General features: G+C 73.6%; 27 protein-coding genes. 13 read left to right on the top strand and 14 right to left on the bottom strand.

The window, feature by feature from the left end; all coding sequences use genetic code 11:
• The first annotated feature begins 120 nt into the window (after positions 1-120).
• Entirely contained in the window at positions 121-801 is a 681-nt protein-coding gene (locus ACZ7JZ_RS21865; protein ID WP_470941648.1) for a hypothetical protein, read from the top strand.
• Between the two features lie 35 nt (positions 802-836).
• Here the strand turns inward: ACZ7JZ_RS21865 and ACZ7JZ_RS21860 are convergent, their stop codons facing one another.
• From ACZ7JZ_RS21860 to ACZ7JZ_RS21840, 5 genes are all read right to left on the bottom strand, one after another.
• Positions 837-2,171, bottom strand: coding sequence for a sensor histidine kinase (locus ACZ7JZ_RS21860; protein ID WP_470941646.1), 1,335 nt, complete (start codon positions 2,169-2,171; stop codon positions 837-839).
• Position 2,172: 1 nt separating this feature from the next.
• Positions 2,173-2,937, bottom strand: coding sequence for a two-component system response regulator CseB (cseB, locus tag ACZ7JZ_RS21855; RefSeq protein ID WP_470941644.1), 765 nt, complete (start codon positions 2,935-2,937; stop codon positions 2,173-2,175).
• 131 nt (positions 2,938-3,068) lie between these two features.
• A complete protein-coding gene (locus tag ACZ7JZ_RS21850; RefSeq protein ID WP_470941642.1) occupies positions 3,069-3,926 on the bottom strand; it encodes an endonuclease/exonuclease/phosphatase family protein in 858 nt (285 codons plus the stop codon).
• 149 nt (positions 3,927-4,075) lie between these two features.
• On the bottom strand, positions 4,076-5,116 hold the full coding sequence (locus ACZ7JZ_RS21845) for a D-alanyl-D-alanine carboxypeptidase family protein (RefSeq protein ID WP_470941874.1): 1,041 nt from the start codon (positions 5,114-5,116) through the stop codon (positions 4,076-4,078).
• 212 nt (positions 5,117-5,328) lie between these two features.
• A complete protein-coding gene (locus ACZ7JZ_RS21840) occupies positions 5,329-5,940 on the bottom strand; it encodes a short chain dehydrogenase (protein ID WP_470941640.1) in 612 nt (203 codons plus the stop codon).
• A gap of 70 nt (positions 5,941-6,010) precedes the next feature.
• Here ACZ7JZ_RS21840 and ACZ7JZ_RS21835 point away from each other — a divergent pair, with 70 nt between their 5' ends.
• Complete coding sequence (locus ACZ7JZ_RS21835; protein ID WP_470941638.1) at positions 6,011-6,901, top strand: LysR family transcriptional regulator; 891 nt, start codon at positions 6,011-6,013, stop codon at positions 6,899-6,901.
• On the opposite strand, the gene ACZ7JZ_RS21830 is transcribed toward ACZ7JZ_RS21835, so the two are convergent.
• Entirely contained in the window at positions 6,898-8,469 is a 1,572-nt protein-coding gene (locus ACZ7JZ_RS21830) for a hypothetical protein (protein WP_470941636.1), read from the bottom strand. The genes ACZ7JZ_RS21835 and ACZ7JZ_RS21830 overlap by 4 nt on opposite strands.
• Before the next feature lie 409 nt (positions 8,470-8,878).
• On the opposite strand from ACZ7JZ_RS21830, the gene ACZ7JZ_RS21825 reads away from it, so the two are divergent.
• Positions 8,879-9,088 (top strand): hypothetical protein, encoded by a 210-nt coding sequence (locus ACZ7JZ_RS21825; RefSeq protein ID WP_470941634.1) that lies wholly within the window; start codon positions 8,879-8,881, stop codon positions 9,086-9,088.
• Positions 9,085-9,780, top strand: a complete 696-nt coding sequence (locus ACZ7JZ_RS21820) for a restriction endonuclease (RefSeq protein ID WP_470941632.1) — start codon at positions 9,085-9,087, stop codon at positions 9,778-9,780. The genes ACZ7JZ_RS21825 and ACZ7JZ_RS21820 overlap by 4 nt, the downstream gene beginning before the upstream one ends.
• Before the next feature lie 13 nt (positions 9,781-9,793).
• Here ACZ7JZ_RS21820 and secD read toward each other — a convergent pair whose 3' ends face one another.
• The 5 genes from secD to ACZ7JZ_RS21795 form a co-directional block, all read right to left on the bottom strand.
• The gene (gene secD, locus ACZ7JZ_RS21815) at positions 9,794-12,148 is read right to left on the bottom strand and encodes a protein translocase subunit SecD (protein WP_470941630.1); all 2,355 of its coding nucleotides are present in this window, start codon (positions 12,146-12,148) and stop codon (positions 9,794-9,796) included.
• A 677-nt stretch (positions 12,149-12,825) separates the two neighbouring features.
• Positions 12,826-13,389 carry a HutD/Ves family protein gene (locus ACZ7JZ_RS21810; protein ID WP_470941872.1) on the bottom strand — a complete coding sequence of 188 codons (564 nt, stop codon included), beginning with the start codon at positions 13,387-13,389 and terminating at the stop codon, positions 12,826-12,828.
• Positions 13,390-13,597: 208 nt separating this feature from the next.
• Positions 13,598-13,807: a hypothetical protein gene (locus ACZ7JZ_RS21805; RefSeq protein ID WP_470941629.1), complete on the bottom strand. Its 210-nt coding sequence runs from the start codon at positions 13,805-13,807 to the stop codon at positions 13,598-13,600.
• Positions 13,808-13,847: 40 nt separating this feature from the next.
• A complete protein-coding gene (locus ACZ7JZ_RS21800) occupies positions 13,848-14,102 on the bottom strand; it encodes a hypothetical protein (protein WP_470941627.1) in 255 nt (84 codons plus the stop codon).
• Positions 14,103-14,694: 592 nt separating this feature from the next.
• Positions 14,695-16,188 (bottom strand): PP2C family protein-serine/threonine phosphatase, encoded by a 1,494-nt coding sequence (locus tag ACZ7JZ_RS21795; RefSeq protein WP_470941625.1) that lies wholly within the window; start codon positions 16,186-16,188, stop codon positions 14,695-14,697.
• Positions 16,189-16,353: 165 nt separating this feature from the next.
• Here ACZ7JZ_RS21795 and ACZ7JZ_RS21790 point away from each other — a divergent pair, with 165 nt between their 5' ends.
• From ACZ7JZ_RS21790 to ACZ7JZ_RS21770, 5 genes are all read left to right on the top strand, one after another.
• Positions 16,354-17,013: an IS3 family transposase gene (locus tag ACZ7JZ_RS21790; RefSeq protein WP_470941623.1), complete on the top strand. Its 660-nt coding sequence runs from the start codon at positions 16,354-16,356 to the stop codon at positions 17,011-17,013.
• Positions 16,998-17,282 (top strand): integrase core domain-containing protein, encoded by a 285-nt coding sequence (locus ACZ7JZ_RS21785; RefSeq protein ID WP_470941620.1) that lies wholly within the window; start codon positions 16,998-17,000, stop codon positions 17,280-17,282. The genes ACZ7JZ_RS21790 and ACZ7JZ_RS21785 overlap by 16 nt, the downstream gene beginning before the upstream one ends.
• Positions 17,255-17,428 carry a hypothetical protein gene (locus ACZ7JZ_RS21780; protein WP_470941618.1) on the top strand — a complete coding sequence of 58 codons (174 nt, stop codon included), beginning with the start codon at positions 17,255-17,257 and terminating at the stop codon, positions 17,426-17,428. The genes ACZ7JZ_RS21785 and ACZ7JZ_RS21780 overlap by 28 nt, the downstream gene beginning before the upstream one ends.
• Before the next feature lie 427 nt (positions 17,429-17,855).
• Complete coding sequence (locus ACZ7JZ_RS21775) at positions 17,856-18,233, top strand: hypothetical protein (protein ID WP_470941616.1); 378 nt, start codon at positions 17,856-17,858, stop codon at positions 18,231-18,233.
• Positions 18,234-18,247: 14 nt separating this feature from the next.
• Positions 18,248-18,370 carry a hypothetical protein gene (locus tag ACZ7JZ_RS21770; protein ID WP_470941614.1) on the top strand — a complete coding sequence of 41 codons (123 nt, stop codon included), beginning with the start codon at positions 18,248-18,250 and terminating at the stop codon, positions 18,368-18,370.
• 135 nt (positions 18,371-18,505) lie between these two features.
• On the opposite strand, the gene ACZ7JZ_RS21765 is transcribed toward ACZ7JZ_RS21770, so the two are convergent.
• Entirely contained in the window at positions 18,506-19,531 is a 1,026-nt protein-coding gene (locus tag ACZ7JZ_RS21765; protein WP_470941612.1) for a hypothetical protein, read from the bottom strand.
• Positions 19,532-19,665: 134 nt separating this feature from the next.
• Between ACZ7JZ_RS21765 and ACZ7JZ_RS21760 the strand changes: the two genes are divergently transcribed.
• Positions 19,666-19,929, top strand: coding sequence for a hypothetical protein (locus tag ACZ7JZ_RS21760; protein WP_470941611.1), 264 nt, complete (start codon positions 19,666-19,668; stop codon positions 19,927-19,929).
• Positions 19,930-20,283: 354 nt separating this feature from the next.
• Complete coding sequence (locus ACZ7JZ_RS21755; protein ID WP_470941609.1) at positions 20,284-20,547, top strand: hypothetical protein; 264 nt, start codon at positions 20,284-20,286, stop codon at positions 20,545-20,547.
• 611 nt (positions 20,548-21,158) lie between these two features.
• Here the strand turns inward: ACZ7JZ_RS21755 and ACZ7JZ_RS21750 are convergent.
• Both ACZ7JZ_RS21750 and ACZ7JZ_RS21745 read right to left on the bottom strand, forming a co-directional pair.
• Positions 21,159-21,356 (bottom strand): hypothetical protein, encoded by a 198-nt coding sequence (locus tag ACZ7JZ_RS21750; protein WP_470941607.1) that lies wholly within the window; start codon positions 21,354-21,356, stop codon positions 21,159-21,161.
• Positions 21,357-21,379: 23 nt separating this feature from the next.
• A complete protein-coding gene (locus tag ACZ7JZ_RS21745; protein WP_470941605.1) occupies positions 21,380-22,657 on the bottom strand; it encodes an RHS repeat domain-containing protein in 1,278 nt (425 codons plus the stop codon).
• Between the two features lie 992 nt (positions 22,658-23,649).
• Between ACZ7JZ_RS21745 and ACZ7JZ_RS21740 the strand changes: the two genes are divergently transcribed.
• Both ACZ7JZ_RS21740 and ACZ7JZ_RS21735 read left to right on the top strand, forming a co-directional pair.
• On the top strand, positions 23,650-24,492 hold the full coding sequence (locus ACZ7JZ_RS21740) for a DUF4397 domain-containing protein (protein WP_470941603.1): 843 nt from the start codon (positions 23,650-23,652) through the stop codon (positions 24,490-24,492).
• Positions 24,493-24,518: 26 nt separating this feature from the next.
• Positions 24,519-25,193 carry a class F sortase gene (locus tag ACZ7JZ_RS21735; RefSeq protein WP_470941601.1) on the top strand — a complete coding sequence of 225 codons (675 nt, stop codon included), beginning with the start codon at positions 24,519-24,521 and terminating at the stop codon, positions 25,191-25,193.
• Positions 25,194-25,240: the final 47 nt, after the last annotated feature.

Genomic DNA, 25,240 nt, shown 5'->3' with positions numbered 1-25,240 from the left:
CCCGGCCCGGCGACCCAACAACCCCACCTGATGGGTCGCACGGGCCCCGCCGGCCGGCCCCTCCTCCTACCGTGGAGGGACGAGCGGCCGCACCGACGGCGCCGCGGAGGGGCAGGGGCAATGGCGACGACCGTGGTCGGATTCCGGCTCGGCTGCGAGACGACGGCACGCCGGGCCACCGTGCTCCTGACCGCCGCCGGAGTCCTCCACCGCAGCTACGAACTGCCCGGCCGCACCCCCAGGCCCCGGCGCCCCTCGGTCCCGGTCGCCCCGGACCCGCACCCCGTACCCCGGCAGGCGGCCGCACTGCGCAGACTCCACGCGGAGCTGCTGCGCACGGACTACCCCCGCGTCCTCATCCCGCCCGTCTGCATCCGCCTCGACCTCGACGAACACCCCCTCCACCCGCGCCCCTACGGCGACCACGCGCCCCCGGTGCACCCGGAGCTCCTCACCGAGTTCACCGCCAGAGCCGCCCCCGAACCCTCCCCGGCCCCTCCCGTCACCGACACCCTGGACGACGCCCTCGACGCCTTCTACCGGGCCGTCGGCCTCCCGCCCCGCCCCCGGGGCCCCGTCCCGCCCGGCTACGCGGGAGCCCCGCCGAACGTACGCCGCGCCATGGCCGCCCTGGCCGCCGGGCAGCCGCTCGCCCCGCCCCCGCGCCGCGGGGTCGGGTGGACGGTCACCGCCGACTCGGTGCGCCTGCACGTCGGCCCCGAGGGCGAAACCCTCACCCGCACCGAGGCCGCCGCCCTCCACACCGCCCTCAGCGCCTGGCTCCGCCTCCACCGCCCGTAACCGGGCCCGGGCCGGCTCGGCCAAGCCCGCGAGGCCTACGCCCCCGAGGCGTCCCCGGGCCCGGCCGCCTCCGGCCCGGTGTCCTCCGGCAGGGTCAGGGTGGCCACCGCCCCGCCCTCCGGGGCGTTCGCCAGGTCCAGGCGGGCTCCGATCACGCGGGCCTGGCCCGCGGCGATGGTCAGGCCCAGGCCGTGCCCGTGCCCGCGCTCCGCCGCGCCGGTGCGGAAGCGCTGCGGGCCGTGTTCCAGGATCCCCGCCGGGAACCCCGGCCCCCCGTCCCGTACGACCACCCGCGTGCCCTCGACCGCGACGTGCACCGGGGCGCCGCCGTGCCGCAGGGCGTTGACGACCAGGTTGGTGACGATGCGGTCCAGCCGGCGGGGGTCCGTCCGCACCACCGGATCACCCACCACCTCCACCTGCGCGTCCGCCCCGGCCCGCCGCACCGAGTCCGCGACCAGCTCGCCGAGCGGCACCGGATACGCCGCGAGCTCCTCCGCGCCGGCGTCCAGCCGGGAGACCTCCAGGAGGTCGTCGACCAGGCCCCGCAGCACCCGCACCCGGTCCTGCACCATGTCGGTCGCCTCGCCCCCGGGCAGCAGCGAGGCCGCGGCGACCAGGCCGGCCAGCGGGGTCCGCAGCTCGTGCGCCACGTCGGCGGTGAAGCGCTGCTCGGTGTGCAGCCGCTCCTGGAGGGCGTCCGCCATGTGGTCGACGGCCGCGGAGATCTCCCCGATCTCGTCCCTCCCGGCCCGCCCGCCGCTGCGCGCGTCCAGCTCGCCGCGGCGGATGCGCCGCGCCGTGCCCGCGACGCGGCGCAGTCTGCGCAGGACCAGCTCGGCGGCGAGCAGCGTGACCGGGACCACGACGGCGAGGGTGGCCAGGGCGGCGTAGCGCATGTGCCGGTCCAGGGCCTTGCGGCTCAGCTCGTCGAGGACCATCTCGACGGCCACCCCCAGCGGCTGCCCGTCCACCGTGCGCGCGGCCCACATCCGCACCCGCACCGGGTTCCGGTCGTCGTACCAGGTCACGGGGTCGGTACCCGTACCGAGCAGGTCCAGCAGCGGCCCGGGCAGCTCGTTGCCCACGGAGTACCCGCTGTCCCCGCCGTGGGCGCCACCGCCGGCCGCGGCCTCGCGCAGCCGGTCCTCCGCCACGCCGAGTTCGCGCACCGCGTCGCTGCGCGCGATCCCCATCGACCGCGCCTCCGTCGTCCGGTGCACCAGGACGCCCATCCCGAGCGCCATCGTGAGCATGGCCAGCGCGACGGCCGCCGCGACCTTCCAGCGCAGCGAGCGCGGGTCGGCCAGGCGCAGCGCGGTACGGGCCGCGCGAGAGGGATCGGGGCCGCTGCCCCGTCGGCGGCCCACGTCAGCGCCGGAACCGGTAGCCGTGCCCGCGCACGGTCTCGACGTGGTCCGCGCCGATCTTCCTGCGCAGCCGCTGCACGGTCAGGTCGACGACGCGGGAGTCGCCCTCCCAGCCGTAGTCCCACACCTCGCGCAGCAGCTTCTGCCGCGACAGCGCCACCCCCGGCTCGGCCGCGAACACCAGGAGCAGGCGCAGCTCGGTCGGGGTGAGCGCGACCGGCTCCCCGGCCCGGTGCACTTCCAGGCCCCGGGTGTCCACGGTCAGGTCGCGGAAGGTGCGCACGTGGTCCTGCGCCGCGGGTGCGCCCGGGTCCGCCGCGAACTCGGCGCGCCGCAGCAGGGTGCGGATACGGGCGACCAGGACGGTGGTGTCGACGGGCTTGACCACGTAGTCGTCCGCGCCCGCTTCCAGCCCCGACACCACGTCCAGGGAGTCGCCGCGCGCCGACATCATCAGGATCGGTGCCTGGCTGGTCTCGCGGATGCGGCGGCACAGCCCGATGCCGTCCAGGTGCGGCAGCATGACGTCCAGGACCAGCAGGTCGTGCCCGCCCTCGCGGAAGGCCTCCAGACCCGACAGCCCGTCGGGTGCGGTCGAGACCCGGTAGCCGTACCGCTCGAGGACCAGGCCCACGGACCGGCGGATCACCTCGTCGTCCTCCACCAGCAGGACGTGTACGGGCTCGGGGCCCCGGGCCCCGCGCCCGGCCGGCCTCCCCGCGGCCGGAGCCGGGGCCGGGTCGGATGCGGGGGCGTGCTCGTGCATGGTCTCACCTGAAGATCGTTCCGTACGGGGTTGCTCCGCCGCAGGTGGGCGTCCCACCGGCACCGACGGTAGCCGCTCGGCGCGGCGGGCACGAAACCCCGGGTCCGGCGCCCGCCCGGTGCGGCCGGGGCTCACAGCCGCACCGACGCCGAGACGGGCAGGTGGTCGCTGCCGGTGCGCGGCAGGGTCCGGGCCGAGACGGGGGTGACGCCCTTGACGAGGATCTGGTCGATCCGGACCAGCGGGAACGCCGCCGGCCAGCTCAGGCCCAGGCCCGCGCCCGCCTCGGCCTGGGCCGAGCGCATCCCGGAGACGACGGCGGCCAGCGCCCGGTCGTCCGTACTGCCGTTGAAGTCTCCGACGACCAGCACCCGCTCCAGCCGCTCCGCGCGGAGCGCGCCCGCCAGCTTCCCGGCCGCGTCGTTGCGCCGCCCGGTGCCGAATCCGGACGCCGGGTGGACGCGTACGGAGGCCAGGTGCGCGGTGTAGAGGGCCACGGGGCCCCGGGGGGTGTCCACGGTGGCCCGCATGGCCCGGTTCCACGGCATGATCTCGACCGGGTGCGCGTCGCGCAGCGGGTAGCGGCTCCACACCCCGACGGTGCCCTGCACGGAGTGGTGCGGGTAGGCGGCGGCCAGCTCCTCCGCGTAGACCCCGGCCGTGTACGACATCTCCTGGAGGGCGATGACGTCCGCGCCCGAGGCGGCCAGCGTCCGGGCCGTGCCGCGCGGGTCCCTGTTGTCCGCGTCGGTGTTGTGGCTGATCACGGTGAGGTCCCCGCCGGGACCGGTCTTGTCCAGGAGCGCGCCGCCGAACATCGAGGTCCACACCAGCGCCGGGAGCAGCACCGCCGCGGCGGCCGCCTTCGAGCGGCGCAGCGCCGCGAGGGCCAGCAGCACGGGCACGCCCAGGCCGAGCCAGGGCAGGAAGGTCTCCAGGAGGCTGCCGAGGTTGCCGGGGCTGTTGGGCACGAGGGAGTGCCCGGCCATGAGCAGTGCACTCGCCGCGGCGGCCGCGGCGGTCAGCCGCCCGCGCCGCGGGAAGCCGAACCTGCGCCACCCGCGGGGCCGCCCCGCCGCCGGAGCGGGGGGTACCGGAGCGGCCGGCGCCCCGGCGCGCTCGCACGTCCGCGGCCCGCTCACGACAGCACCCCCTCGCGGACCGGGCGGTCCTGCCCGCCCGGGGCCCGCCCCGGGCCGTCGAGTACGGCGGGCAGCTGCTCGCGCAGCGCCTCGATGAGCTCGCCGCTGCGCTCCAGGGCGGCCGTCATGCCCTCGTCCGGGGTGGTGTTCGCCCGCTGGGCCAGCGTCACCCCGACCGCGAGGCGGTGCCTGCCGCCGGCCTTCACCTCGGCCGCCCACATCAGGTTGCCGCCCGCGGGGGTGGTCGAGCCGGTCTTCAGGCCGACCACCCCGGGCCGCCCCAGCAGCCTGTTGGTGTTGACGACCGGGCCGGGGATGCCGGGGACGGTGGTCTCGCGCAGGCCGACCACCTCGCGCAGCGCCGGCTGGCCCATGGCCGCCGCGGCCAGCTTCAGCTGGTCGTCGGCGGTGCTGCGGGTGCTCTGCTCGATCCCGCTGGCGCCGGTGTACGTCGTGGCCGCCATCCCGAGGTCCTCCGCGGCCCGGTTCATCTTCCGGACGAAGGCCTCCTGCGAGCCGCCGTCCCAGCGGGCCAGGAGCCGGGCGACGTTGTTGCCCGAGCGCAGCATCAGCAGCTCCAGCAGCTGCCGCTGCGTGAAGTCCTGCCCCTCGCGCAGCGGTACGGTCGACTCGCTCAGCGAGTGCGACTCCCGGGCCGCCGCCGCATCCACGGTGATCCGCGGCCCCTGCTCGCCCTTCCGGAGCGGATGCTCCTTGAGGATCACGTACGCGGTCATGACCTTCGCGACGCTGGCGATCGGAACGGGCTCGTCCCCGCCCCTGCTGCCGAGCGGGCCGAGCCCGTCCACGGAGATGCTCGTCTGCCCCTCGCCCGGCCAGGGGAGGCGCAGCCCGCCGGCCACCGCGGCGCCGCTCCCGAAGGCGGAGGCGGCCGAGGTGTCCCGGCCGCCGAACTGCCCGAGCCCCGCGTACGTACCGCCGCCGAGCACCACCACCGCGGCCACCGCACCGCACACCAGGCGCCCACCGCGCGCCCGTGCCCGCACGGCCCTCGCCGCAGCCTTCGCCACATCCATCGCCACTTCGCCCCTCCACTGCCGGCCGCACGGGATTCCGTGCACTGGCCACAGACTGGGCGGGCGCCGCATCACGACGATGAGGACCCTGCATCCGGCGCCGCTCGGGCTTGTGTCGATCCTGTATCGGCCGCGGACGAGGCGCCCCGGGGGAGTGGCGGGCGGAGCCGCCGGCAGCCCGGCTGCGGGCCTGACGCCCGGGAGGTCGGGCGCTACGAGCCGAGCTCGAAGACCCGCCCCGTCTCCGCGCCCTCGACGGACCGCACGTACGCCTGCGCCACCTCGGCGAGGCCCACCGGCGCGAACCCGGGGAAGGACTCCCCGTACACGTCCAGGGCCTCGGTGAACACGGTCGGACTGACCGCGTTGATCCGCTGCGGCGCGATCTCGACCGCCGCGGCCCTGACGAAGGCCTCCACCGCGCCGTTCGCCAGCGAGGCCGCCGTCCCCGTCACGATCGGGCTGCGCGCGAGGACCCCGGTGACCAGCGTGAAGGAGCCGCGCGGCGACAGCCGGCCCAGGCCCTGGCGGACCAGCTCGACCTGGCTGAGCACCTTGCCCCGGAAGGCGGCGGTCCAGTCCTGCGGGGTCATCTCGGCGACCGGCCGGTACGGGACCGAACCGGCGGCGCTCGCCACCGCGTCCAGCTGCCCGTCCCGCCCGGCGGCCTCGTACAGGGCGCCGATCTGCGCCGGATCCGTGATGTCGCAGCGCAGGTCGCCGCCGGAGCGCCCGGCGGTGACGACCTCGTGGCCGCGTCCGGTGAGCGCGTGGTGCACGGCCGAGCCGAGGCGGCCGCCCGCGCCGATGAGGAGGATTCGCATGACGCCGATGCTAGGCACCCTTCCCGCGGGCAGGGAAATACCTTCCGTACAGCAGTTATGCTTCCGGGTTATGAATGTGGAGCTGAGGCACCTGAGGGCCCTGACCGCCATCGGCGACGAGGGTTCCATCACCGGCGCCGCAGCGGTCCTGCGCATCAGCCAGCCCGCCCTGTCGAGGACGCTCGACCAGCTGGAGGACCGCGTGGGCACCCGCCTCGTGGAGCGGACCACGCGCCGCCTCGCCCTCACCGCCGAGGGCGCCCGGCTCAAGGACCGCGCCCACCGGATCCTGGGCGCACTCGACGACGCCCTCGCCGAGGCCTCCGGCGCCACCCGCCCCCTGCGCATCGGCTTCGCCTGGGGCGCCCTCGGCGAGCACACCGTGGAGCTGCTGCGGAGCTGGCGCCGGGACCACCCCCGCACCCCGGTCGAGGTCCACCACCTGCCGGACCCCTGCGCCGCCCTGGTACGCGGCTCCGTCGACGCCGTGTTCCTGCGGTCCCTGCCCGGCAGAACGCCCCCCGGCCTTGCCGTCCTCCCGCTCTACAGCGAACCCCGCATCGCCGCCGTGAGCGCGGACGACCCCCTGGCCGCCCGCCCCGGCGCCGCCCTGCGCGACTTGGCCGGCCGTACGGTCGTGCTGTGCGCGACGGCCGCGACCACCAGCGCCCTGTGGCCCGCAGGCAGCGGGCCGGAGGCCACCCGGGTCGTCTCCAACGTGGACGAGTGGCTCACCTCCATCGCCACCGGCGAGGCCGTCGGCGTCACCGCCGAGGCCACCCGCCACAGCCACCCCCATCCCGGGGTCCGCTACCTCGCCCTCACCGACGCCGACCCCGTCACGGTCCACTTCGCGGCCCCGGCCACCCCCAGCCACCCCGCGACGGCCGCCTTCCGCACCCACGCCCGCGCGGTACTCCCCGCCCCGGCCGACCCTGAGGGGCGACCCCGCCCCTCCTAGGAGACGTCGGTCCGGGTGCGGGCCGCGGCGCGCCGCCGGCGGACCACGAGCAGCGCGGCCCCACCTGCCGCGGCCGCCAGCACACCGGCCGCCGTCCACACGGCCGGCCCCCCGGGGACCGCGCCGTCCGCGGAGGCGGGGACCGCGGCCCCGGCCGAAGCCTTCGGCGGGACCGGCGGCGCAGTACCCGTGACCACCACCCCGATCGGCAGCTCGTTGTCGGACGGGTCGGTGTCACCGGGGGGAACGGCGACCGACACCCTGCCCCGGGCGCCGGGCACGGCCCGGTCGATCCGCACCGCGATCATGGTCCGGAATCCGCCCGCAGCGCAGGTCACGCTCCGCGCGGACAGGTCGTCGGGCGCGCACCACCCCTCCTCCGAGGGGAAGGAGCCGGGCTCCGGAGCCGGTGCGAAGGACACCCCCTCCGGCAGGGCCACCGTCACCTCCTCTCCCGGTCCCGCCGCGGTGAACCCGTCCGTCGCCGAGGGCTGCGGGAGTTCGAGCGAGGCGGCGGCGCCGACCAGCCCCTCGATCACCGCCGACTTCGCGTAGAAGCGGGTTACGACGGACAGGTCCGCCGACCGGAACGACAGCGACCCCGTGCCCTTGAGGGTCAGCCCGGAGGCCCCGGTCTCGTTCAGCCCCAGGACCGGCCCGGATCCCGTGGGGAGCGCCCGGTAGGCGGCGACCTCGCCGGGGGAGAGGTCCTCGACGGCGGAGACGTGGTACTGGTACGAGCCCTCGGTCCGGCAGCAGCTGCCGTTCGCGGCCCGGACCTCCGCGTCCGTCTCGTACCCGCGGCCCGGGCGCACGGAGCTGCCGGGGATCTCGCAGGTGGCGCTGTCCCCGTGGGGACCGTAGTGGCAGTTGCGGAAGGTGCGGGGGAGTTTCAGGTTCGCCTCGACGACCGGGCTGCTGCGCCTCGTCGGGTCGTCGACCCGCTTCCGCGCGGGCAGCGAGTCGTGCACGGAAACGGTCAGCACGACGCTCGTGGGAACGGGCCCGCCGGTGTTGACGAACGCGGGCCGCAGCGGGGGCGGCGTGCCGCGGGACGAGGCGGGCACCAGCTCCCGCTCGGGGAAGGGACGTACGCGGAACTCCGGCGGTCCGACGTACAGCCGCACCTTCCAGTCGGGCGGGAGCCCCGCCCTGCCGGTGAAGCGGACCGTGACGGTCCCGGCGTCGCCGAGTGCGGCGGAGGCGGGGGCGATCAGCGAGAAGGCCGTGGGCGACAGCGTGTACTCGCCGGTGGCCCGGCAGGTGACGACGTCGCCGGACTCCGTGCAGCCGGGGTCCAGCCGTACGACCCGTACTGCATCGTCGACCCCGGACAGGTCGTAGGTGACGACGATCCCGGCGACCCGCTGACCACCGGGCACGGGGGACAGCTCGGGGAAGCGCCTCCCGCCCAGCTCGGCGGCCGGCGTCCCCTCCACCGGCACGAACACCGCCGTCGGCCACGAGGCCTCGGGCCCGGGCGGCGGCGTCGCCGCGGCCCGCGCCGCCGGAGCCACCCCTGCCACCGGTACGACCGCCAGCACCGACGCGACCAGCGCCACGGCCACCGCCCGAGCCGGCCCCCGGGCACCCCACCGGCCCACCACGCCCCGCACCCCTCCCACACCCCACCCCTTCCGACGCCTCCGCGGCGACTCCCTCGCCGCCCTGACCGGCTGCAACGCCCCGGGCAGGCTCTCACACCCCCTCCCCGAGGCCCGAGCCACCCGGGGCACCCAGACCCTGCGGAGCAGCGGCACGGACCAGGAGGGCTCCTACGCCGTCCTGCACGGCCGGGGCATCCCCCGCCCCACGCCCCTCGAACACGCCTGCTGGCCGATCCGGCCAACGCGCACCCGTCTTGCCGTCAATCCCCGGCAATACGTCACCCGCCCCGCCCGTCTCCGACTACACAGGGAGCCATGGGGACTGCCGTCCACCGCCCCGGGACGGCACAGACGAGGGGGACGGGACGACGTGCTCACGATCAACGTGGCGGTACTGCTGGCGGTCATCGTGTTCGTACGGCTGCGCCGCCGTACCGAAGCCCGGAGCAGGTCCGACGAGAAGACGACCGTGGTCATCGTCCTGGCCCTGGGCATCATGCTGGCCCCCACCGACCACGGCCAGGGCATCGCCCGCTTCCTCGGCCGGCTGGTCGACGGCGTCTCCGGGGTCACCCTGTGACCGGGCGATCCCGCCCCCGGCGCTCCGGCAGGGCCCGGCGGCGCAAGGAGCAGCACGCGGAACCCGCTGCGGCCCTCGCCGTACTCGGCGCAGTCGCCGTGATCAGCCTGGTCGCAGGCGCCCTCCGGTGGCTGGCCGCGCACCCCTGGACCGCTGCCGCCCTCGCACTGGCGGCCGCCGCCGGGGCCTGGGCCTGGACGCGCCGGCGACGGGAGGCGGCCCGGTGGGAGCAGGTCCGGGCGAGCAGCCTGCGCTACGCCCTCGCACAGCTCGACGCCCTCCACCACCGGGCGTTCGAGTACGCGGTACGCGACCTGATGCGCCGCGACGGCTGCCCGGACGCACAGCAGGTCGGCGGCCGGGGCGACAACGGCGCCGACGTCAAGGCCACCGACCCGTACGGCCGGCGCTGGGTCATCCAGTGCAAGCACAGGAAGGCGGGCTGGTCGGGGAAGCCCGTCGGCACCCCCAACCTCCACGTCCTCAACGGCACCGGCCGCCAGGTCCACGGCGGCGACGTCCTGGTCATGCTCACCAACGGCCGCATCACCTCCAACGCCGCCGACTTCGCCGCGTCCCAGCACCTCCACCTGGTCGACCGCCACCTCCTCGCCGAATGGGCCACCGGCTCCCGCCCCCTCTGGGACCTCCTGCGCGCCCTTCCCCCCGCCGGCCGCCGAGAGGCCTCCTGAAGCCCCGGCCGCCTCAGACGACCGCGCCCGTCCGCCCCTCCCTCCCCTTCCGCGCCTCCAGCGGGCTGCGCCCGCCGGGGCCCTGCTCCTCGGCGCGGTGTCCCCGCGCCGCCGCCGGCGGCGCCGGCGGGTTGCGGTGTTCCAGGGCGATCGCGACCGGGACGGCCGTGAAGACGGTCGAGGCCGTACCGACCAGGACGCCCGCGATCAGGGCCACGGAGAAGTCCGCGAGCGAGTCGCCGCCCAGTACGGCCAGCGCGGTCAGGATGAACAGGGCTCCCATGCCCGTGTTGACCGTCCGCGGGAGCGTCTGGACCACCGCGTGGTTGGCCGCTTCCGCCAGGCCGCCCCGCGGGTCCCGGCGGCGCGTTTCGCGGACGCGGTCGAAGACGACCACCGTGTCGTTCACGGAGTAGCCGATCACCGTGAGCAGCGCCGCGAGGAAGACGCTGTCCACCGGCCTCCCCAGCCAGGCGAACAGGCCCACCACGAGGAGGACGTCGTGGACCATCGCGGAGACCGCCGCGGCCGCCAGGGTCCAGCGGAACCGCACGCTGAGGTACAGCAGCTGGGCGGCCACCGCGATCCCCAGGGCCAGCAGCGCCTTCTGGCGCAGTTCGCTCCCGAGGCTCGGGCCGATCTGCTCGTCACGCTCCACGACGACCGTTCCGCCCGGCTCCTCCAGAGCCGCCCTGACGCGCTGCTGCTCGTCGTCGGTCAGCTTCTCCGTGCGTACGGTGATGTCGCCGTCGCCGGACTCCTGCACCACCGCACGCGGGAAGCCCGCATCGGAGACCGCCCTCCTCGCGGTGTCCGCGTCGACGGGCCTGCTGGTGCTGTACTCGACGAGGCGGCCGCCGGTGAACTCCACGCCGAAGTCCAGGCCGCGGACGAGGATCCCCGCGACGGCGACCGCGACCAGCAGGGCGCTCGCGCCGAGCCAGCGGCGCCGGTGGCGGACCACATCCGGCTTGCGCCGCGACAGCCATGCGCGGACCCGCCCCGTCGTGGCGATGCCCGTCAGGCCGGGGCGCCTGCGGACGGAGCTGCGGGCGACGGCGAAGTCCGCGAGCGCCCGGGTGATCACGAGCGCCGTGAGCATCGACGCGAGGACGCCGACGGACAGGGTGACACCGAAGCCCTTGACCGGGCCCGTGGCGAAGAGGAACAGCAGCCCCGCGGCCAGCAGCGTCGTCACGTTCGAGTCGATGACCGCGCTCCACGCCTTCGCGAAGCCGGTCCGCACCGGCTTCGCCAGGTCCTTGGAGCGGACGCCCAGGTACTCCTCCCGGGCCCGTTCGAAGACGAGGACGTTCGCGTCCACCGCCATGCCGACCGCCAGGACGAACCCGGCCAGCCCCGGCAGCGTGAGCGTCGCGCCGAGCGCGACCAGGGCGGCGTACGAGATCAGCCCGTACAGCGCGAGGGCCACGGAGGCGAGCGCGCCGAGGAGCCGGTAGACGAACGTGATGAACAGTGCGGTCAGCGCGATCCCGATGAGCGCGGCCTCGGCACTCGCCTCGATCGCGTCGGCGCCGAGCGTCGCACCGACCGTCCGCTGCTCGACCACGTCCAGGGGCACCGGCAGCGCCCCGCCCTTCACGAGCGCCGCCAGCTCGTGCGCCTCGGCCCGCGCGAAGCCGCCGCTGATCTGCGTGGAGCCGCCGGTGATACCGGTCCCGCACACCACGTCCGCGTTGACGCCGGGCGCCGAGATGATCTTGTTGTCGAGGGTGATGGCGACGCGGCGCTGAGGAGCACCCTGAGGTGCGCAGGCCGCATCCGAGGTGATCCCCGCCCAGATGCCGCCGGCACCCTTGCGGAAGTCGAGCGAGACCATCCAGCCGCCCAGCGCCTGCTGGTCCAGGACCGCCTCGGCGTCCTCGACCCCCTCGCCGGTGAAGGCGGTGGGGCCCAGCTCCAGGTAGCTGCCCGGCCGCCCGGGATCGGGCAGCGTGCGCGACCCGTCAGCCGCAGGCTTCGCGGTGCCCTTGTCGGCCGTCTCCCCCTTCACCGGATGGACCGTGAGCTCTGCCGTACGGCCGATCACCTCGGCGGCCTCGCGCGGGTCCTGCACTCCGGGCAGTTCGACGATGATCCGGTTCTCGCCGGAGCGGGCGATACCGGGCTCGGACACGCCGAGGGCGTCGACGCGCTGCCTGAGCACCTCCAGGGCGCGGTCGGTGGCCGCGGCATCGGCCTTGACGGTGGGGGAGTCCCGGCTCTCCAGGACGATCTGGGTACCGCCGCGCAGGTCGAGACCGAGGCGGGGGGACTGGGTGAGGGCGATGTAGAGGGACAGGGCGACGGCCGCCAGCGCGACGACCGCCCTCCACACGGGTGGGCGCGACCAAGGTGCGCGAGACATACGTACTCCACGATGAGGGCAGGACGGAGAAACGCGTGACCGACCCCGCGCGGTGCGCGCCGGGTCACAAGGTCAGGCGTCGATGACGATCTGCAGTACTCATCGATGGGGCGGCCCGCGCGGACCGGCCGACTCGACCGGCCTCCCCGCAGGCGCGAACGCACTGCCCGGCCCCGCCGCGGGCCCGCCCAGGGCCCCGCGCGGTGCCGCATCCACTGCCGTACGCGCAGGTCCCCCAGGCTGAGGGTCCGGAATATGGCCGTCAGGTCGGTGGGAGACCACCACGTGCAGCGCCGGAAGGTCATCCGGCCCGGCCGCCTGCCCGGCACTGCCCGCCACCACGTGGCGCACGAGCAGCCCGTCAGCGGGCAGGGGCACACCCCGCGCCCCGGCCACAGGCACGAACAGCGCCAGCACAGCGACGACAAGGCCCAGCGCCGAAGCGGCCAGCCGCGCGGCCCGGCTCTGCTGCGTCACGCGTCCCCCGCCCCTTCGCCGCCCACCGGGCACGCACCACACGGCCCCGCCCGGCTCAACGCACGGGGCACCCCGGTCCGTTCCCTCTTCTTCGGGCAACGCGGGGATCCGAAGTGACCGCTCCTCACGCGGCAGGCCTGACGACCCGCCAGCCGCCGTCACCCCTTACCGCTCACGACCCCGCCCCCCAGTGCGACAGTTCAGGCCGGCCCGGTCCTCACAACCGCCACGCGGCCCGGAGTGCGGACGCAGACGCTGTCCGCCCCCGTGGCCAAGGCGGCATCGTAGGTGCCGAGCACCACGGATCCGGTCTCGCAGGACACTTCGGCCTCCCCCTGGAGGGCCACCACCAGCAAAGCCCCCTCCGGAGCGGCTGCCAGCGTGACCGAGCCGCGCACCACGGCGGTGTCGGCCCGCACGAGGTCCCGGCGGTACATCACGTTGAAGTTCACCACCGGCCCGCCCAGGAGCCTGCAACCGGTGGGGACGTCACCGGGGAACTGCTGCGGCGCATACCGCGCGTCCACGACCCGCCGTACGCCCGCCACCTCCAGCTCCATCCCGGCCCCCTCGGCCAGCACGAGCGTACGGTCGACTCCGGGAAAGACCGAGAACGGCCCGTCGGCACCCACGTCGGCCAAACTGACCCGCCAGGCGAAGTCACCCGTACCGGCCCCCTCGGGCCCGGCAGCGACCTCACGGGTCAGCCCCCCGCCGTTCTTCCACGCAACGCCCACCCGACCGGCCGCCCGCAGAACCCGCATTCCCCGCCCCGTACTGTCCACGACCCCAGAGTAACGACCACCGGCACGCCCACCCCTGCCCCGGCACCGACGCCCCGTCCCGGGCTGCCGGCAGGCCCTTCAGGCCACGGCGCCACGGACGAGCGGACGGGTGTCAGTTCCAGATGCTGTCCGGGAAGCCCTGGCCCCAGCCCGCCGTGGTGGTCCCGCTGTCGGGGCAGTCCTCGCCCTAGGCGGCGGCGAAGCCGGTCGGCCAGTCGGAACCCCAGTTGTTCGGGGCGGCGGCGGTGGTCGAATCGGCGCCCCAGCCGTTCGCGGCAGAGGGAGCCCTGACGATGCAGGTGGCGCAGTTGGCGGCGGTCGCGGTCGGCAGGGCGACGGCGCCGAGGGCGGCGGTCAGGGCGAAGGCGGCCGCGGTGCGGGCGGCGAGAGAAGTCATGGCCGAGATGCTCGCAGCGGGGCCGGGCGGACGACACGGTTCAGCGCTGCGTATACCGGCAGGTCATGAAGCCGGTGCAGGAGCGTGACCTTCCACAGCGGCCAACGACCAGCTGGCCGTGCTGTCCTTCGTGCAGGTCAAGGGCTGGTGCTGTGTCCTGTGCGGCCAGCGCCTCGATCCGCACCGCGCATGCGAGGAGTACCGTGCCGGATACCGCCATGGCGGTATCCGGCACGCGGCTGCTTCGGGGGAGCCGGTCGGGGAGGCCGGTGGGCGATGCCAGGGCCTCTTCCATCCGTAGGGCTCCGTGAGGGAAGCCGCGCCCCCCCGGTTCGGCGGGGAAACAAGGCTGGGTCTGCGGCGGGTGCGTGGAGGCCTCGGAGACCTCGATGAGCACGGCTCCGGGCCGGGGTGCGATGCGGAAGCCGGTGATGCCGCTGGCGTGCCGACCAGCCCCGTGACGACGACCAGGACGTCCCCGGCGCGCTCCAGCGGGACGCCCGTCTCGTCGAGGAGCCTCTGGGCCAGACCGCGGGCCCTGCCCTGAACCCCGTGTGGTGGTCCCGATCCCGGCCGGGGCGGGCGGGACTCCGCGGCGCGCAGCAGATCCGCGAGAGGGCGGGCCGTGCGCGAGGGGGATGACGCGCACGGCCCGCCGGGGAGGCAGCCGCTCTCCGCCCGGCCCTGCGCGCTCGTGCCCCGAACCCCCAGCCGCAAACACGCCGGCGGATCCAGGGCCACGCCCCAGCTTGCGCAGGACGTCGCCCCGCGGGCACGGGCGCGCGGTGGCCTCACGCGCTACGAGGGTGTGGGGCCGACCGGGTGGTCGCGGCGCAGCGGGAGGCGCCGACCGCCCGTGGCGGCTGCGCGGGGTGCGGCCCGGGTGCCTACCGGCTGATGTGGACGGCGCAGACGTCGTCGCGGCGGGCGTGCGGGTCGACGAGGGCGTTGAGGATGCTGTGCAGAAGCGTGGTGCCTGGGTCCGGGTGCAGGGCGGCGCGGGCGAGGCGGTCGAAGCCGGCGTCGAGGTCTTCGAGCGGGCTCTCGATCAGCCCGTCGGTGTACAGCAGGAGCTGGTCGCCGGGCAGGAGGGGGACGGTGGCGGCTTCGTAGCGGGAGGCGGGGGCGGCGCCGAGCAGGATGCCCTCCGGCGGGGTGAGGTAGTGGGCTTCGCCGCGGCGCAGGAGCAGAGGCGGGAGGTGTCCGGCCTGGACCCAGGTGACGGCGGCGGCGGCGGGGTCGTAGCGGGCCATGATCAGGGTGGCGGTGGCGAAGTCGCTGCCGCCGGTGTGGAGCAGCAGGGTGTTCAGGCGGCTGAGGATGTCCGGCAGCGGCATGCCGGTCACGGCCATGCCCTTGGCGGTGAAGCGGAGCTGCGCCATGGTGCCCACGGCGTCGAGCCCGTGGCCGGCGACGTCTCCGACGATGATCAGGGCGTTTCCGTCGGGCAGTTCGGTGGCGCTGTACCAGTCGCCGCCGACCTCGAGTCCTTCCTGGAGCGGCTGGTAGGCGACGTCCACCGTCAGCCCGGCCAGGTCGAGGGTCTGCCGGGCCGGCGGGAGGAGGGCGTGCTGGAGGCGGGCGGCGAGGTCGCGTTCGGCTTCCAGGAGGGTGCTCTGGACCACGGTGGCCTTCTGGGAATCCAGGAGCCTGGCTTCGGCGTCCTTCGCGGCCGTGAGGTCCTGGAAGAAGCCGTGGACTTCCACGGGGCGGCCGTCGACGTCGGTCTCGGCCTCCGCGACGATGCGCACGTGGCGGACCTTCCCCGCGGGTGTGGTGATGCGGAAGGTGTGGTCGATGGGCCTGCCCTCTGCGAGCAGGCGCGGGACGACCCGGCCGAGGGCGGGCAGGTCGTCGGGGACCACGTGGCGGGGCAGCTCTTCCAGGGTCATCGGCCCCAGGGAGGGGTCGCGGCCGAAGACGGTGAAGGCCTCGTCGGACCAGGTGATGGTGTCCCGCACCAGGTCCCAGTCCGCCCATCCCATGCCGCCCAGGCGCTGCATGACGGTCAGTCGGCGCTGTTCGCGCTCACCGCTGTCCAGGCGGACCCAGGAGACGGTCAGGCCGCCCTGGCAGGCCGAGGCCCGGACTGCGAAGCGGGAGTACCGCGGGATGCCCGCCAGTACCTCCTCGTACGCGAAGGGCTCGCCCTCGTACCGGCGCCCCGTCCGCAGGGCCTCCAGATAGCCCTGCCACAGCGGGGAGCCGACGACCGTCGGATAGGTGTCCACGACGCTCAGCCCGACGAGCTCGCCGCCCCGGCGGCCGCCGATGTCGACGGCTTCGGGGGACGCGGCCCGGATGCGGAAGTCCTCGACCCCGCCGTCGGGCCCGTACACCGGGACCAGGAAGATCACCGACCCGGGAAGGCCGTCCAGCATGTCCTGCACCGCCGCCAGCGGCAACCCCTCGCCAACCGGTTCGCCGGTGCCACGCGGCCGCCTGGGCAGGTACCGGCGGGAAGAGAAGACCGAGTCGCCGTGGGGCTCCCTATCCTGGCGGGCGCCCCCCGGTCCCGGCACCGAAGGCCCCGTCATGAACCGAGCATGGCACACCACGCACCCCCCGCGGGCAGTACGGCGCACCCGACCCGGCGCCGGCAGCACGCCAGCAGGCGCCCAGGCCGCGCGCCCGACACCGATCACGACCGCCTCCGGCATCGAACGCCCCAGTGCGAAGACCCGCTGGACCACGAGGAGCCGCTGAGCTGTACTGAGGTTTGTGGAGGCGGTACCTACGGCGCCCGCCGGATCACCCGCGCGCTTCGGCGCAAAGGCGTCGTCGTGGCCCGCTGCACCGTCGGGCGGCTGATGGCCGAGCTGGACCTGCAGGGCGTCATCCGTGGCCGGCGGCGTCGGACCACGATTGCGACACCGTCGGCGCCGCGTCCGCCGGACCTGGTCGACCGCGACTTCACAGCCTCCCGGCGCGATCAGCTGTGGGTCGCGGACATGACGTATCTCCTGGACGTGTACTCACGGATGATCGTCGGCTGGCAGGTCGCGAACCACATGCGGACCGAACTCCCCCTGGATGCATTGGAGACGGCACTCTGGCGGCGCCGGATCAAGAAGGACTCCGGACTGATACACCACAGCGATCGCGGGTCGCAATACGCGTCAATTCGGTATACCGCCGGCTCACCGACATCGGCGCCTCCGCCTCCGTCGCGGACTCGTATGACAACGCGATGGCCGAGGCGCTGAACGGGACCTTCAAGGCCGAGCTGATCGAGATGCAGGGTCCCTGGAAGGACGTCGACCAGATCGAGCGGGCGATCTTCCAGTGGATCACCTGGTACAACGAAGAACGCCGCACTCCGGGCTCGGCTACGCGCCGCCGACCGAGTACGAGGAAGCCTTCTGGCACAGCCAGGAGCAACCCCGCAGTCCGCCTGAACCAGTCGAGATCGGACTCTACGAAACTCGGGACAGCTCAAAGCGGTGGGTGGTCGAGCAGACGAAGGGCACGCTGATGCTCCACCGGCGCCCGACCCGTGAGTACGACCACCGTCCCGACACCTCCGCCTCGCGCGTCTACTGGGCCTCCACCGCCAACATGGCCCGCCGCCTCACCACGCCCACGCCGGCCGGGCGCGACACCATCGGGCTGGGCGCGTGACCATCACCGAACTCTTGGTGGATCTTCAGCTCCAGGAGAACGAGGCCACGGCCCGGGCGGATGAACTCCGCCAGCAGAGAGCGCACTTCACCGCGCCCTCACCGAGACCGAGGCTCGCCTCCCACGGAAGCTCATTTTCCGGCCAGCCACAGGGCTGTCACCGCCGGGGTGTGTGCACTCCGCACGGCAGCAACGCACGCGAGGACACGGCCCCACTACCGGACACACGGCACGGCGAGCGAGTAACTGCAGTTCAGAGGCTGACTGAAAACGGCCTGGGCTGCCTTTCGGGCACTGTTAGGGTCGCGATAGGTGGCCTGACCAGCTACCTGGACCCGTGGCACGACCAGCCACGAAACGCCGCGTGATGGCCGGTATGCCACCCGCTGCCACTGATTCCAAGAGAAGTTCCGAGGCGGAACGAATCATGAGGACACCTTCGGCAGTCACCGGCGGGCTCACGCATCGCCGGGGAGCCGCCGTACGAGCGGTCCTGGGGACCACCGCGATCACAGCGGTCCTGGCCCTGGGCGCCGAGAGCGCGGTGTTCGCCGCGCCAGCGTCTGCGCACCAGGAGGTGCGGGCGGCAGGCATCGGCACCAGCGACGCCGAGCGCGTCGCGGCCGCCGCCGTGGTCCGGCTGGACCCCACGGCGGACGTCGTGGTCCTGAGCGACTACGACTTCATCCACGAGCTGTGGCAGAAGGAAGACCCCCGGGTCCGACCGGCCGTCCTGGGCCGGCCGCACCGGCCCGAACGACCGCATGGAGTCCGCCTGGTACATCGGCGCGAACCCCGGACCTGAGCACCGCGATCGGCATGTTCCGCACCAAGCCGGACGTCACCCACCTGCTCCCCATGACGGGAGTCGGCGGCCCCGCCACGGAACGCGGCAGCACCCTGCCCCCACTCATCCGGCAGGCCTACGAAGCCTTCCGGTGACGGGCGGCTGACGCGCGGCTCGTTACTGGCCCAGCGGCTGGAACGGACAGGGCGGCCACTGCCTCCGCCACCTCCGATCCCTGCCCGCTTCCCGGGGCCTGCCCGGACCCCGTACTCGGAGGGCCGCCGATGACATCAGGCCACATCAGGCGGCCAGGCCCAGGACTCGTCGTCCCAGGGATCGATGACGCCCGGTGCCGCGTTGCGGAGCATCTGGTCGAGGGTGCGGACGAGGCCCTTGTCGTCGACGTGTGCGGTCCAGGGAACGCTGTCGAACATCTCGACCAGGTCGTCGTCGGTGGCCAAGGCCTCGACCGTCGCGCGCAGTTCGTCCGGGACGGGACCGTCTACGAGGCAGAGCCAGGCAAGCGCGGCGGACATCCGGACATCCGCAGGTTGTGCGGGCTCGGTCCACAGGGCGCGGGTCCACGGTGCGGTGCGGGGGTCGGCATTCCCGACGGCGAGTTCGGCTGCGGCCAGGACGAGGCAGGCGCGGACCACGGCATCCTGTTCGGCGGCCAGCCGGGTACGGAGGGCTGCGGTGATGCGTCCGGCCCCGCCCAAGGCGGTGGCCAGGGCGTAGCAGGCAGAGGAGCGGACCTCGGGGGCCGGGTGGTCGAGGTGCGGGAGGAGTAGATCGGCATCGGCAGCGAGGGCGTTGCGTGATGCCTCGATGGTCCAGTTCATCGCGTAGCCACTGCAGTCGACTGTCCAGCCCGGAGCTGCCACCTGGAGGAAGGTGTCGCGGGTGCCGAATCCCCAGTGCTGCTGCCTAGCCACCGCGTTGGCGAGGCGAATCGTGTCTGCCCGGTGGTGCACTGCCGGGTCGGCAGCGGCGCGCAGGAGGAACGGTACGGTCAGCGGAGCGGCGGAGCCGACCGTGCCCTGGTGCACCAGGCTGTCCCACAGACTGGCCAGCGCCTGCCCGGACACCTCGGCCGTCTCGGACCGCAGCCGGGTCAGCAGATCGGGCACATCGTCGGCCGTGCCGCCGTGGGCGTGCCGGAACCGGCCGAAGGGCACTTCGTGCACACGGAACCCGTCCTTGAGCTCCTGCGGCATCCCCGCGATCACCGCGCGTACGTCGAGCGGAGTCCCCTCGTACGGCTCGAATCCGTGGATGCGCACCTGTTCGTGATCGAGCTCGAGCTCTTCGGACACCGTTCTTCCCCCGTAACACCGCTGGTCGAAGTCACTTGTCTACCACCGGCCACCGACACGGCCCGACGCCCGCCCGGGCGGGCGCGCCGGGGCCTCGCGGGGGCGGCGGGCGGACGTATGTACGATGCGCCCTCATGAGACGGATCAACGCCCGCGTGCTGGCCCTGTGCTGCGCTGCTGCGTGTCTGGCCGGCGGCGGCTGGTTCGCCACCCAGACCGTGCGCCCCGAGTGCAGGTTCGCCGTCGGGTACCTCGTCGACGGCAGCGGTGACCCCCGGCCCGACGAGAACGGGAAGCGGTGGACCGCGGACGAGCTCGCGGAGCGCACCTACTGGGCGCAGGTGGACAGTGGGGCCTGCGCACCGCCTCTCGCGCGCTGGCGGCACTGGATCAGCTGAGCGTCCGGGACGCGGCAACGGCAGCGCCGGGGCGTCGCCCGCCCCTTCGCAGCGGTTGCCGTATGGATATCGGCCAGGCCCCCCATGATCCAAGCCAGTTGTCCACACCGGATATAGACGTCAACTCACCTTCCATTGAACGCAGTTTCCTGCACGCGTTCCCGTTTCGACCCCCGCAGCGGGGGTCGTCTGGATCTCTGCGAAGGAGCAGACAGTGGGCACGTTCAAGGAAGGGAAGCCGGGTTCCGCCGGTGGTGGCAGTGGTCGGCGCGGGTTTCTGAAGTCCGCCGGGTTCGCCGCCGTGGGGCCGGGGCGGTCATCGGCCGGGCCGGGACCTGGAGCGCGGCCGCACAGGTGCGGCAGGCGGACGCGGCCCGGGGCCGCGGCGAGGTCTCGTTGCCGACCGAGCCGATCGGGAGCATCCCGCGCCCGGTGCACCTGATCCAGGCGAACCAGGACTACGCCAAGGAGCGGATCGGCCTGCGCGAGGTCGTGCCGTTCGCCGACGGGCACACCCGGCAGCTGCCGCTGCTGACGCAGCCGGACTTCCGGTACCAGGCGCACGCGGGCGACTACCTAAAGAAGACCCGCGAAGTGCTGCGGCTTCGGCCCCGGTGAGGCCGTGCCAGCGGGGGTGGGCTGCGGCCTGCTCGGCGAGCACGGCCCACCGGTGCGGGTGCGCGGCCAGCCGGTACCACCCGTCGTGCGCCTTCACCCTGCCCTGGAGGGGTCCCGTACGCAGCGCCTCGCGCAGCCGGGCCAGCGCCGCCGCGTAGACGGGGCTCCCGAGGAGCACCCCCTCGACGTCCGGCGTCTCGAACTTGAACTCCATGCGCGCGCGGAGCAGGACCTCGACCTGGGCAAGGTCCTCGAACGCGACGAGTTCCGCCATCGGAACGAATTCCTTTCGTGGAGCACCTCTTCAGAAGGGATCATGACCGGAGCTGAGACCAATGCCCAAAACAGTACGTGAATCTCATCCAGCCGGAACTCCGCATCGGGCCCGGCGAATTTCACCATCACCCGTGCAGCGCTTAGGCGATCGACACCGAGGCGCACGATTGAAGCAGCATCCCCATCAAGACGATCCGCATGGAACATGAGTGCCTCGCGGACCAACTCCTTTCGTGCGGCCGTCAACCGCAAAGCCGCCCGGGAGGGGCCCGGCCCGGCTGTCCCCACGCTTGCGGGGTGGGACAGCCGGGTCGGGAACGGCGCTACCGCAGGGTTCAGCTGCGGCTGTTCAGCGGAAGTTCGGGGATGCTGGCGAGCAGGGCCCGGACCTCCTCCGTCGACGCGCCGGTGCGCGTTTCGAAGTCCACTTCGTCGGCGGTCTCCAGTGCCTCGCTCATGAGCGAGACCACGAGGAAGAACTCTTCCCGGGACATGGTGACGTTGATCTCGGGTCCGTTGTCCTCCACCTGCATGGCGGGTTTCCTTTCTCTATTCCTCACGGAAGTTCTCCGTGAAGTGCCCATATCCCCCCTTGGGGGCGAAAACGGTACCGCCATCCCGGGATTTCGGGTTCCGGATACGATGACACCCCTGCGCCAGTAGGCGCTGCGCCCGTTGCCCGCGACGCGGCAGTCGCCGAACAGGACCACCCCTCGATCATCGCGGCGAACTGCTTGCGGGTCCTGATGCCCGGGGACTCGCCCTGCTTCAGCACGTGCTTGTCGAAGGCGTGGCCGTCCGCGCCCGACAGCTCCTCGCCCACGAGCTGGGCGTTGAGCTGGGGGCCGTCGGCGGCAGTGCAGCCGGAGCCGCACTGCGTGGCCTGCTCCTGCACGGCCTCGACGACCGAGTCCTGGGCCTGGTCCTTCAGCTCGGACTTCAGTTCGCGGGCCTTGGAGCCCGCGTTCTGGCCCTTGCCCCCGGCGTTCCGGCTGCCGCCCCGGCTCGCCTGGGGGCGCGCCTGCCTCGGCTTGGGAGTGGCCTTCGGGCGGCTCCGGGGGTGCGGGCTCGCCTTCGGGCGCTGCTTGCTGACGGAGCGGTACTTGGCGGACCGCTTCGGTGCGGACTTCGCTGCGGTGCGGGGCTTGGCCTTGCGGGTGACGCGCTGGGCCTTCTTCTGGGTGGCCTTGCGCACCGTCTGGGCCCGCTTGACCGTCGCGCGCTTCTTGGCCGCGGGCTTGGCGGCTGTCTTCGCGGGCTTCTTCGCCTGCTTCGGCTTGACGGCCTTCTTGATCTTCTTGACGGCCTTGTAGGCCTTGTAGCCGCGGTAGGCCCAGACCGCTCCGACGACCAGGGCGGGGAAGAACAGGCCGTTCGCGTCCTCCTCCGTCGCGGGCGCGTTGTTGGCGTAGGCGTACGGGTTCATCTGCTGCGGGTTGCCGAAGTCGATGACCGGATCGACGCTGGTGAACCGGCCGGCTCCCGGGTCGTACTCGCGGGCCCCGAGCTGGGTGAGCCCGGTGTCCTCGTTCTCCCGGCCGCCGACGCAGCCGCGCTTGCCCGGCAGCGCGGTGGGCCCGCCTTCGCCGCGCACCTGGCCGAACGGCTTGAGCATGCGGCGGGTGACCGGGGCCCCGGCGGTGTCCAGGCCGAAGGTGGTCTGTCCGGTGCCGTGGTGGTCGGCGAGCACGATGTCCTGCGTGCCGCGGCCGCTGGTGCCGTCGCCTTCGCTCGCCGTGCGCACGACGGTGGAGCCGTCGGGCAGACCGTACTGGCGCGTGGCGGAGAGCTTGCCGGCCTTGTCATTCCGGTCCCCTGGTGTGCTGCGGATCAAGCGGATGTCCGATAAGGCCCGTCCTCCCGATCTCAACCGAAAGGCCGAGGACGTCCGCCCCGTCCCCTACCATGATCTTTTACGTCACGTGCCGCACAGCGGCACGAAGAGGAAGACCGACGGAAGAGGAAGACTTGCCGGCCTGCATCACACGCGCCGTCATCGTCATCAGCTGCATTCCCTACTGGGTGATCCTGCAGCACGACAAGTGGAGGCACAGGGCATGACCGGGTGAAGGGCACGGCAGCCGCCAGTCCTCGCTGCTGTCGATGACGGGTTATGCCCGCCCGCGCGGCCCGGCGGAGCCGCCCGGAGCATCCCGTCGATCACCGACTTGTACGGATCCAAGGCAGTCGGCCGCGGCGGCAGCTGCTTCCTCGGCTCCGGCCAGACCGAGTCGACAGCCTTGCGAACCGTCCGCCACGACGCGTTGTACTTGCGCTCGATCTCCCGGATCTTCATACTGCCGCGATGGTCGCGACGGATCGCAGCGTACAGCTCGATCTTCGACATCTGCGGCATGACCAGGCCCTTTCACCAGGAGCATCCCGATGCTCCCGTGGCGAGAACCCCGGCGACTCCAAAACTCGGGCTCTGGGTTCTCTATGCGGGCGTCAGCCCGATGCCGGAGCAAACCCCGGGATCAGGTCCTATCCGTTCACCACTTCCCAGGACGCAACCACGCAACCACAGGCAACTCCTGGTCCTGGCACGTGCAGCACGGAAGCCGTGGCCGTCCGCTACGCGTCGCAGACCTGGCACGGGCCCTGACCGCCGCCTGCCCGGCCACCGCCGAAACGGCCCCCGCACGGCTGTGAGTCGCCGCAGCTCCCGGTCCCGCCCCGGGTGCGGCCGCCCCGTGCCGTGCGGCGGCGTCCACGCAGCGGCTTCGGACGAAAGAAGCCGCCGGGGTGAAACCGATCGGCCCCAACCCGCGGAATGCCTGTCCGCACACAGGGTTTCGAGACCGACCCTCTCGACTGGACGATGGGATGACTCAAATGAACGTTCGTTCTGCCGGTGCCGCGCTCGCCGTCGGCACGGCTGTCGTGCTGGCCGTCACAGCCGGGGCTGCCGCGCACGCCCAGCCGCAGGCGGCCGACGGCCAGGCCACGGTTTCCGTGCTGCATGCCGTACCGGGCCTCACCGTCGACGTGTACGCGGACGGCAAGGAACTGCTGGCCGACTTCACGCCCGGCACGCTCACCGACCCCCTCAAGCTGGACCCGGGTTCCTACGACATCAAGATCTTCAAGGACGGCGAGGGCCCCGAGGGCACACCCGCCCTCCAGAAGAAGGTCGACGTGCCCGCCGGGGCCAACGCGACGCTCGTCGCGCACCTGTCGGCCGACGGCAAGCCCGCACTCGACGCCTTCGTGAACGACACCGCGAAGGTACCCGCCGGCAAAGCCCGACTGACCGTCCGTCACGTGGCTGCGGCGCCGGCCGTCGACATCCGCGCCGGCGGCAGCCCCGTGTTCAAGAACCTTGCGAACCCGGACGAGGCCAAGGCCGAGGTTGCGGCCGGCACGCTGTCGGCCGACGTCGTCCTCGCCGGTACCGACACCGTGGCCATCGGCCCGGCCGGCCTCGACCTCGCCGAAGGCAGCAACACGATCATCTACGCCTGGGGCAGCGCGGCCGACAAGAACCTCGCACTCAAGACCCAGACCGTCACGGGTCTGCACTCCGCTCCCCACGGCGTCCCCGCCGGGCAGAACGGACCGTCCGCCTCCGGTGACTCCAGCCTGACCGCCGGCGCCCTCTCGATCGGCGCCCTCACCGCCCTGGGCGCCGCCGGCTACCTCCTGCGACGACGCTCCGACGCCGCCTGACCGCGCCCGCACCCGAAAGGCTGGACATGGGCACAGCCCGCGCACGGCACCGCTTCCTCACCGGACTCGCAGCGGCGTTTCTCGGCACCGTCCTGACGGCCGCGGCCGTCGTGGTGACAGCCCGGGCCGACGGCACGTCCGGCGCCCGCGATTTCGGCTCCCCCTCGGCCTCCCCTTCCGGGTCCGTCGCCCTCCCGCAGCCGCTGCCCGGGGCACGGTCCCCCCGTCCCCCCGCTGCCGGGGGAACGGCCGCGGTACCCCGTGAACTGACCATTCCCAGGCTGGACGTGCGCGCCCCCATCGACCCCGTCGGTGTGGCCCGGGACGGACAGGTACAGGTCCCGGAAAGCCCCGACAGGGTCGGCTGGTACCGCTTCTCACCCGCTCCGGGCGCGGGCCGGGGATCCTCCGTGATCGTGGGGCACGTCGACTCCGAGGACTCCGGGGCGGGTGTACTGGCCCGTCTCAACGACGTGCGGCGAGGCGACCGGATCCTGGTGATCCGGCGCGACGGCTCCACCGCGGCCTACGCGATCACCTCCCGTCGCACCGTGGCCAAGCACTCCCTGGCCGCATCCGGCGCCTTCGACCGGGAAGGCCCGGCGGTCCTGACCCTGGTCACCTGCGCCGGCCCCTACCTGCGCGACGCCGGCGGCTACCAGAACAACCTCGTCGTCACCGCGGTGGAGGTAACGAAGTGACGAACAGGTGGGGCGGCGCACAGGTCCTTGCGGCTAGTGTGGCCGCC

The sequence above is a fragment of the Streptomyces sp. NPDC038213 genome, assembly GCF_055600495.1.
This window is presented reverse-complemented; position numbering and strand designations above follow the sequence as displayed.

Bases quoted from the DNA above. Each gene is read 5' to 3' on its own strand.
- ACZ7JZ_RS21835 (WP_470941638.1), top strand. From the start codon at position 6,011: ATGAATGTGGAGCTGAGGCACCTGAGGGCCCTGACCGCCATCGGCGAC.
- ACZ7JZ_RS21785 (WP_470941620.1), top strand. From the start codon at position 16,998: ATGGCCGAGGCGCTGAACGGGACCTTCAAGGCCGAGCTGATCGAGATG.
- ACZ7JZ_RS21865 (WP_470941648.1), top strand. From the start codon at position 121: ATGGCGACGACCGTGGTCGGATTCCGGCTCGGCTGCGAGACGACGGCA.
- ACZ7JZ_RS21735 (WP_470941601.1), top strand. From the start codon at position 24,519: ATGGGCACAGCCCGCGCACGGCACCGCTTCCTCACCGGACTCGCAGCG.
- secD (WP_470941630.1), bottom strand. From the start codon at position 12,148: ATGTCTCGCGCACCTTGGTCGCGCCCACCCGTGTGGAGGGCGGTCGTC.
- ACZ7JZ_RS21840 (WP_470941640.1), bottom strand. From the start codon at position 5,940: ATGCGAATCCTCCTCATCGGCGCGGGCGGCCGCCTCGGCTCGGCCGTG.
- ACZ7JZ_RS21850 (WP_470941642.1), bottom strand. From the start codon at position 3,926: ATGGCCGGGCACTCCCTCGTGCCCAACAGCCCCGGCAACCTCGGCAGC.
- ACZ7JZ_RS21760 (WP_470941611.1), top strand. From the start codon at position 19,666: ATGAGACGGATCAACGCCCGCGTGCTGGCCCTGTGCTGCGCTGCTGCG.
- ACZ7JZ_RS21845 (WP_470941874.1), bottom strand. From the start codon at position 5,116: ATGGATGTGGCGAAGGCTGCGGCGAGGGCCGTGCGGGCACGGGCGCGC.
- ACZ7JZ_RS21750 (WP_470941607.1), bottom strand. From the start codon at position 21,356: ATGCAGGTGGAGGACAACGGACCCGAGATCAACGTCACCATGTCCCGG.
- ACZ7JZ_RS21770 (WP_470941614.1), top strand. From the start codon at position 18,248: ATGTTCCGCACCAAGCCGGACGTCACCCACCTGCTCCCCATGACGGGA.
- ACZ7JZ_RS21810 (WP_470941872.1), bottom strand. From the start codon at position 13,389: ATGCGGGTTCTGCGGGCGGCCGGTCGGGTGGGCGTTGCGTGGAAGAAC.
- ACZ7JZ_RS21740 (WP_470941603.1), top strand. From the start codon at position 23,650: ATGACTCAAATGAACGTTCGTTCTGCCGGTGCCGCGCTCGCCGTCGGC.
- ACZ7JZ_RS21790 (WP_470941623.1), top strand. From the start codon at position 16,354: ATGGCACACCACGCACCCCCCGCGGGCAGTACGGCGCACCCGACCCGG.
- ACZ7JZ_RS21795 (WP_470941625.1), bottom strand. From the start codon at position 16,188: ATGCTGGACGGCCTTCCCGGGTCGGTGATCTTCCTGGTCCCGGTGTAC.
- ACZ7JZ_RS21805 (WP_470941629.1), bottom strand. From the start codon at position 13,807: ATGACTTCTCTCGCCGCCCGCACCGCGGCCGCCTTCGCCCTGACCGCC.
- ACZ7JZ_RS21775 (WP_470941616.1), top strand. From the start codon at position 17,856: ATGAGGACACCTTCGGCAGTCACCGGCGGGCTCACGCATCGCCGGGGA.
- cseB (WP_470941644.1), bottom strand. From the start codon at position 2,937: ATGCACGAGCACGCCCCCGCATCCGACCCGGCCCCGGCTCCGGCCGCG.
- ACZ7JZ_RS21800 (WP_470941627.1), bottom strand. From the start codon at position 14,102: ATGGAAGAGGCCCTGGCATCGCCCACCGGCCTCCCCGACCGGCTCCCC.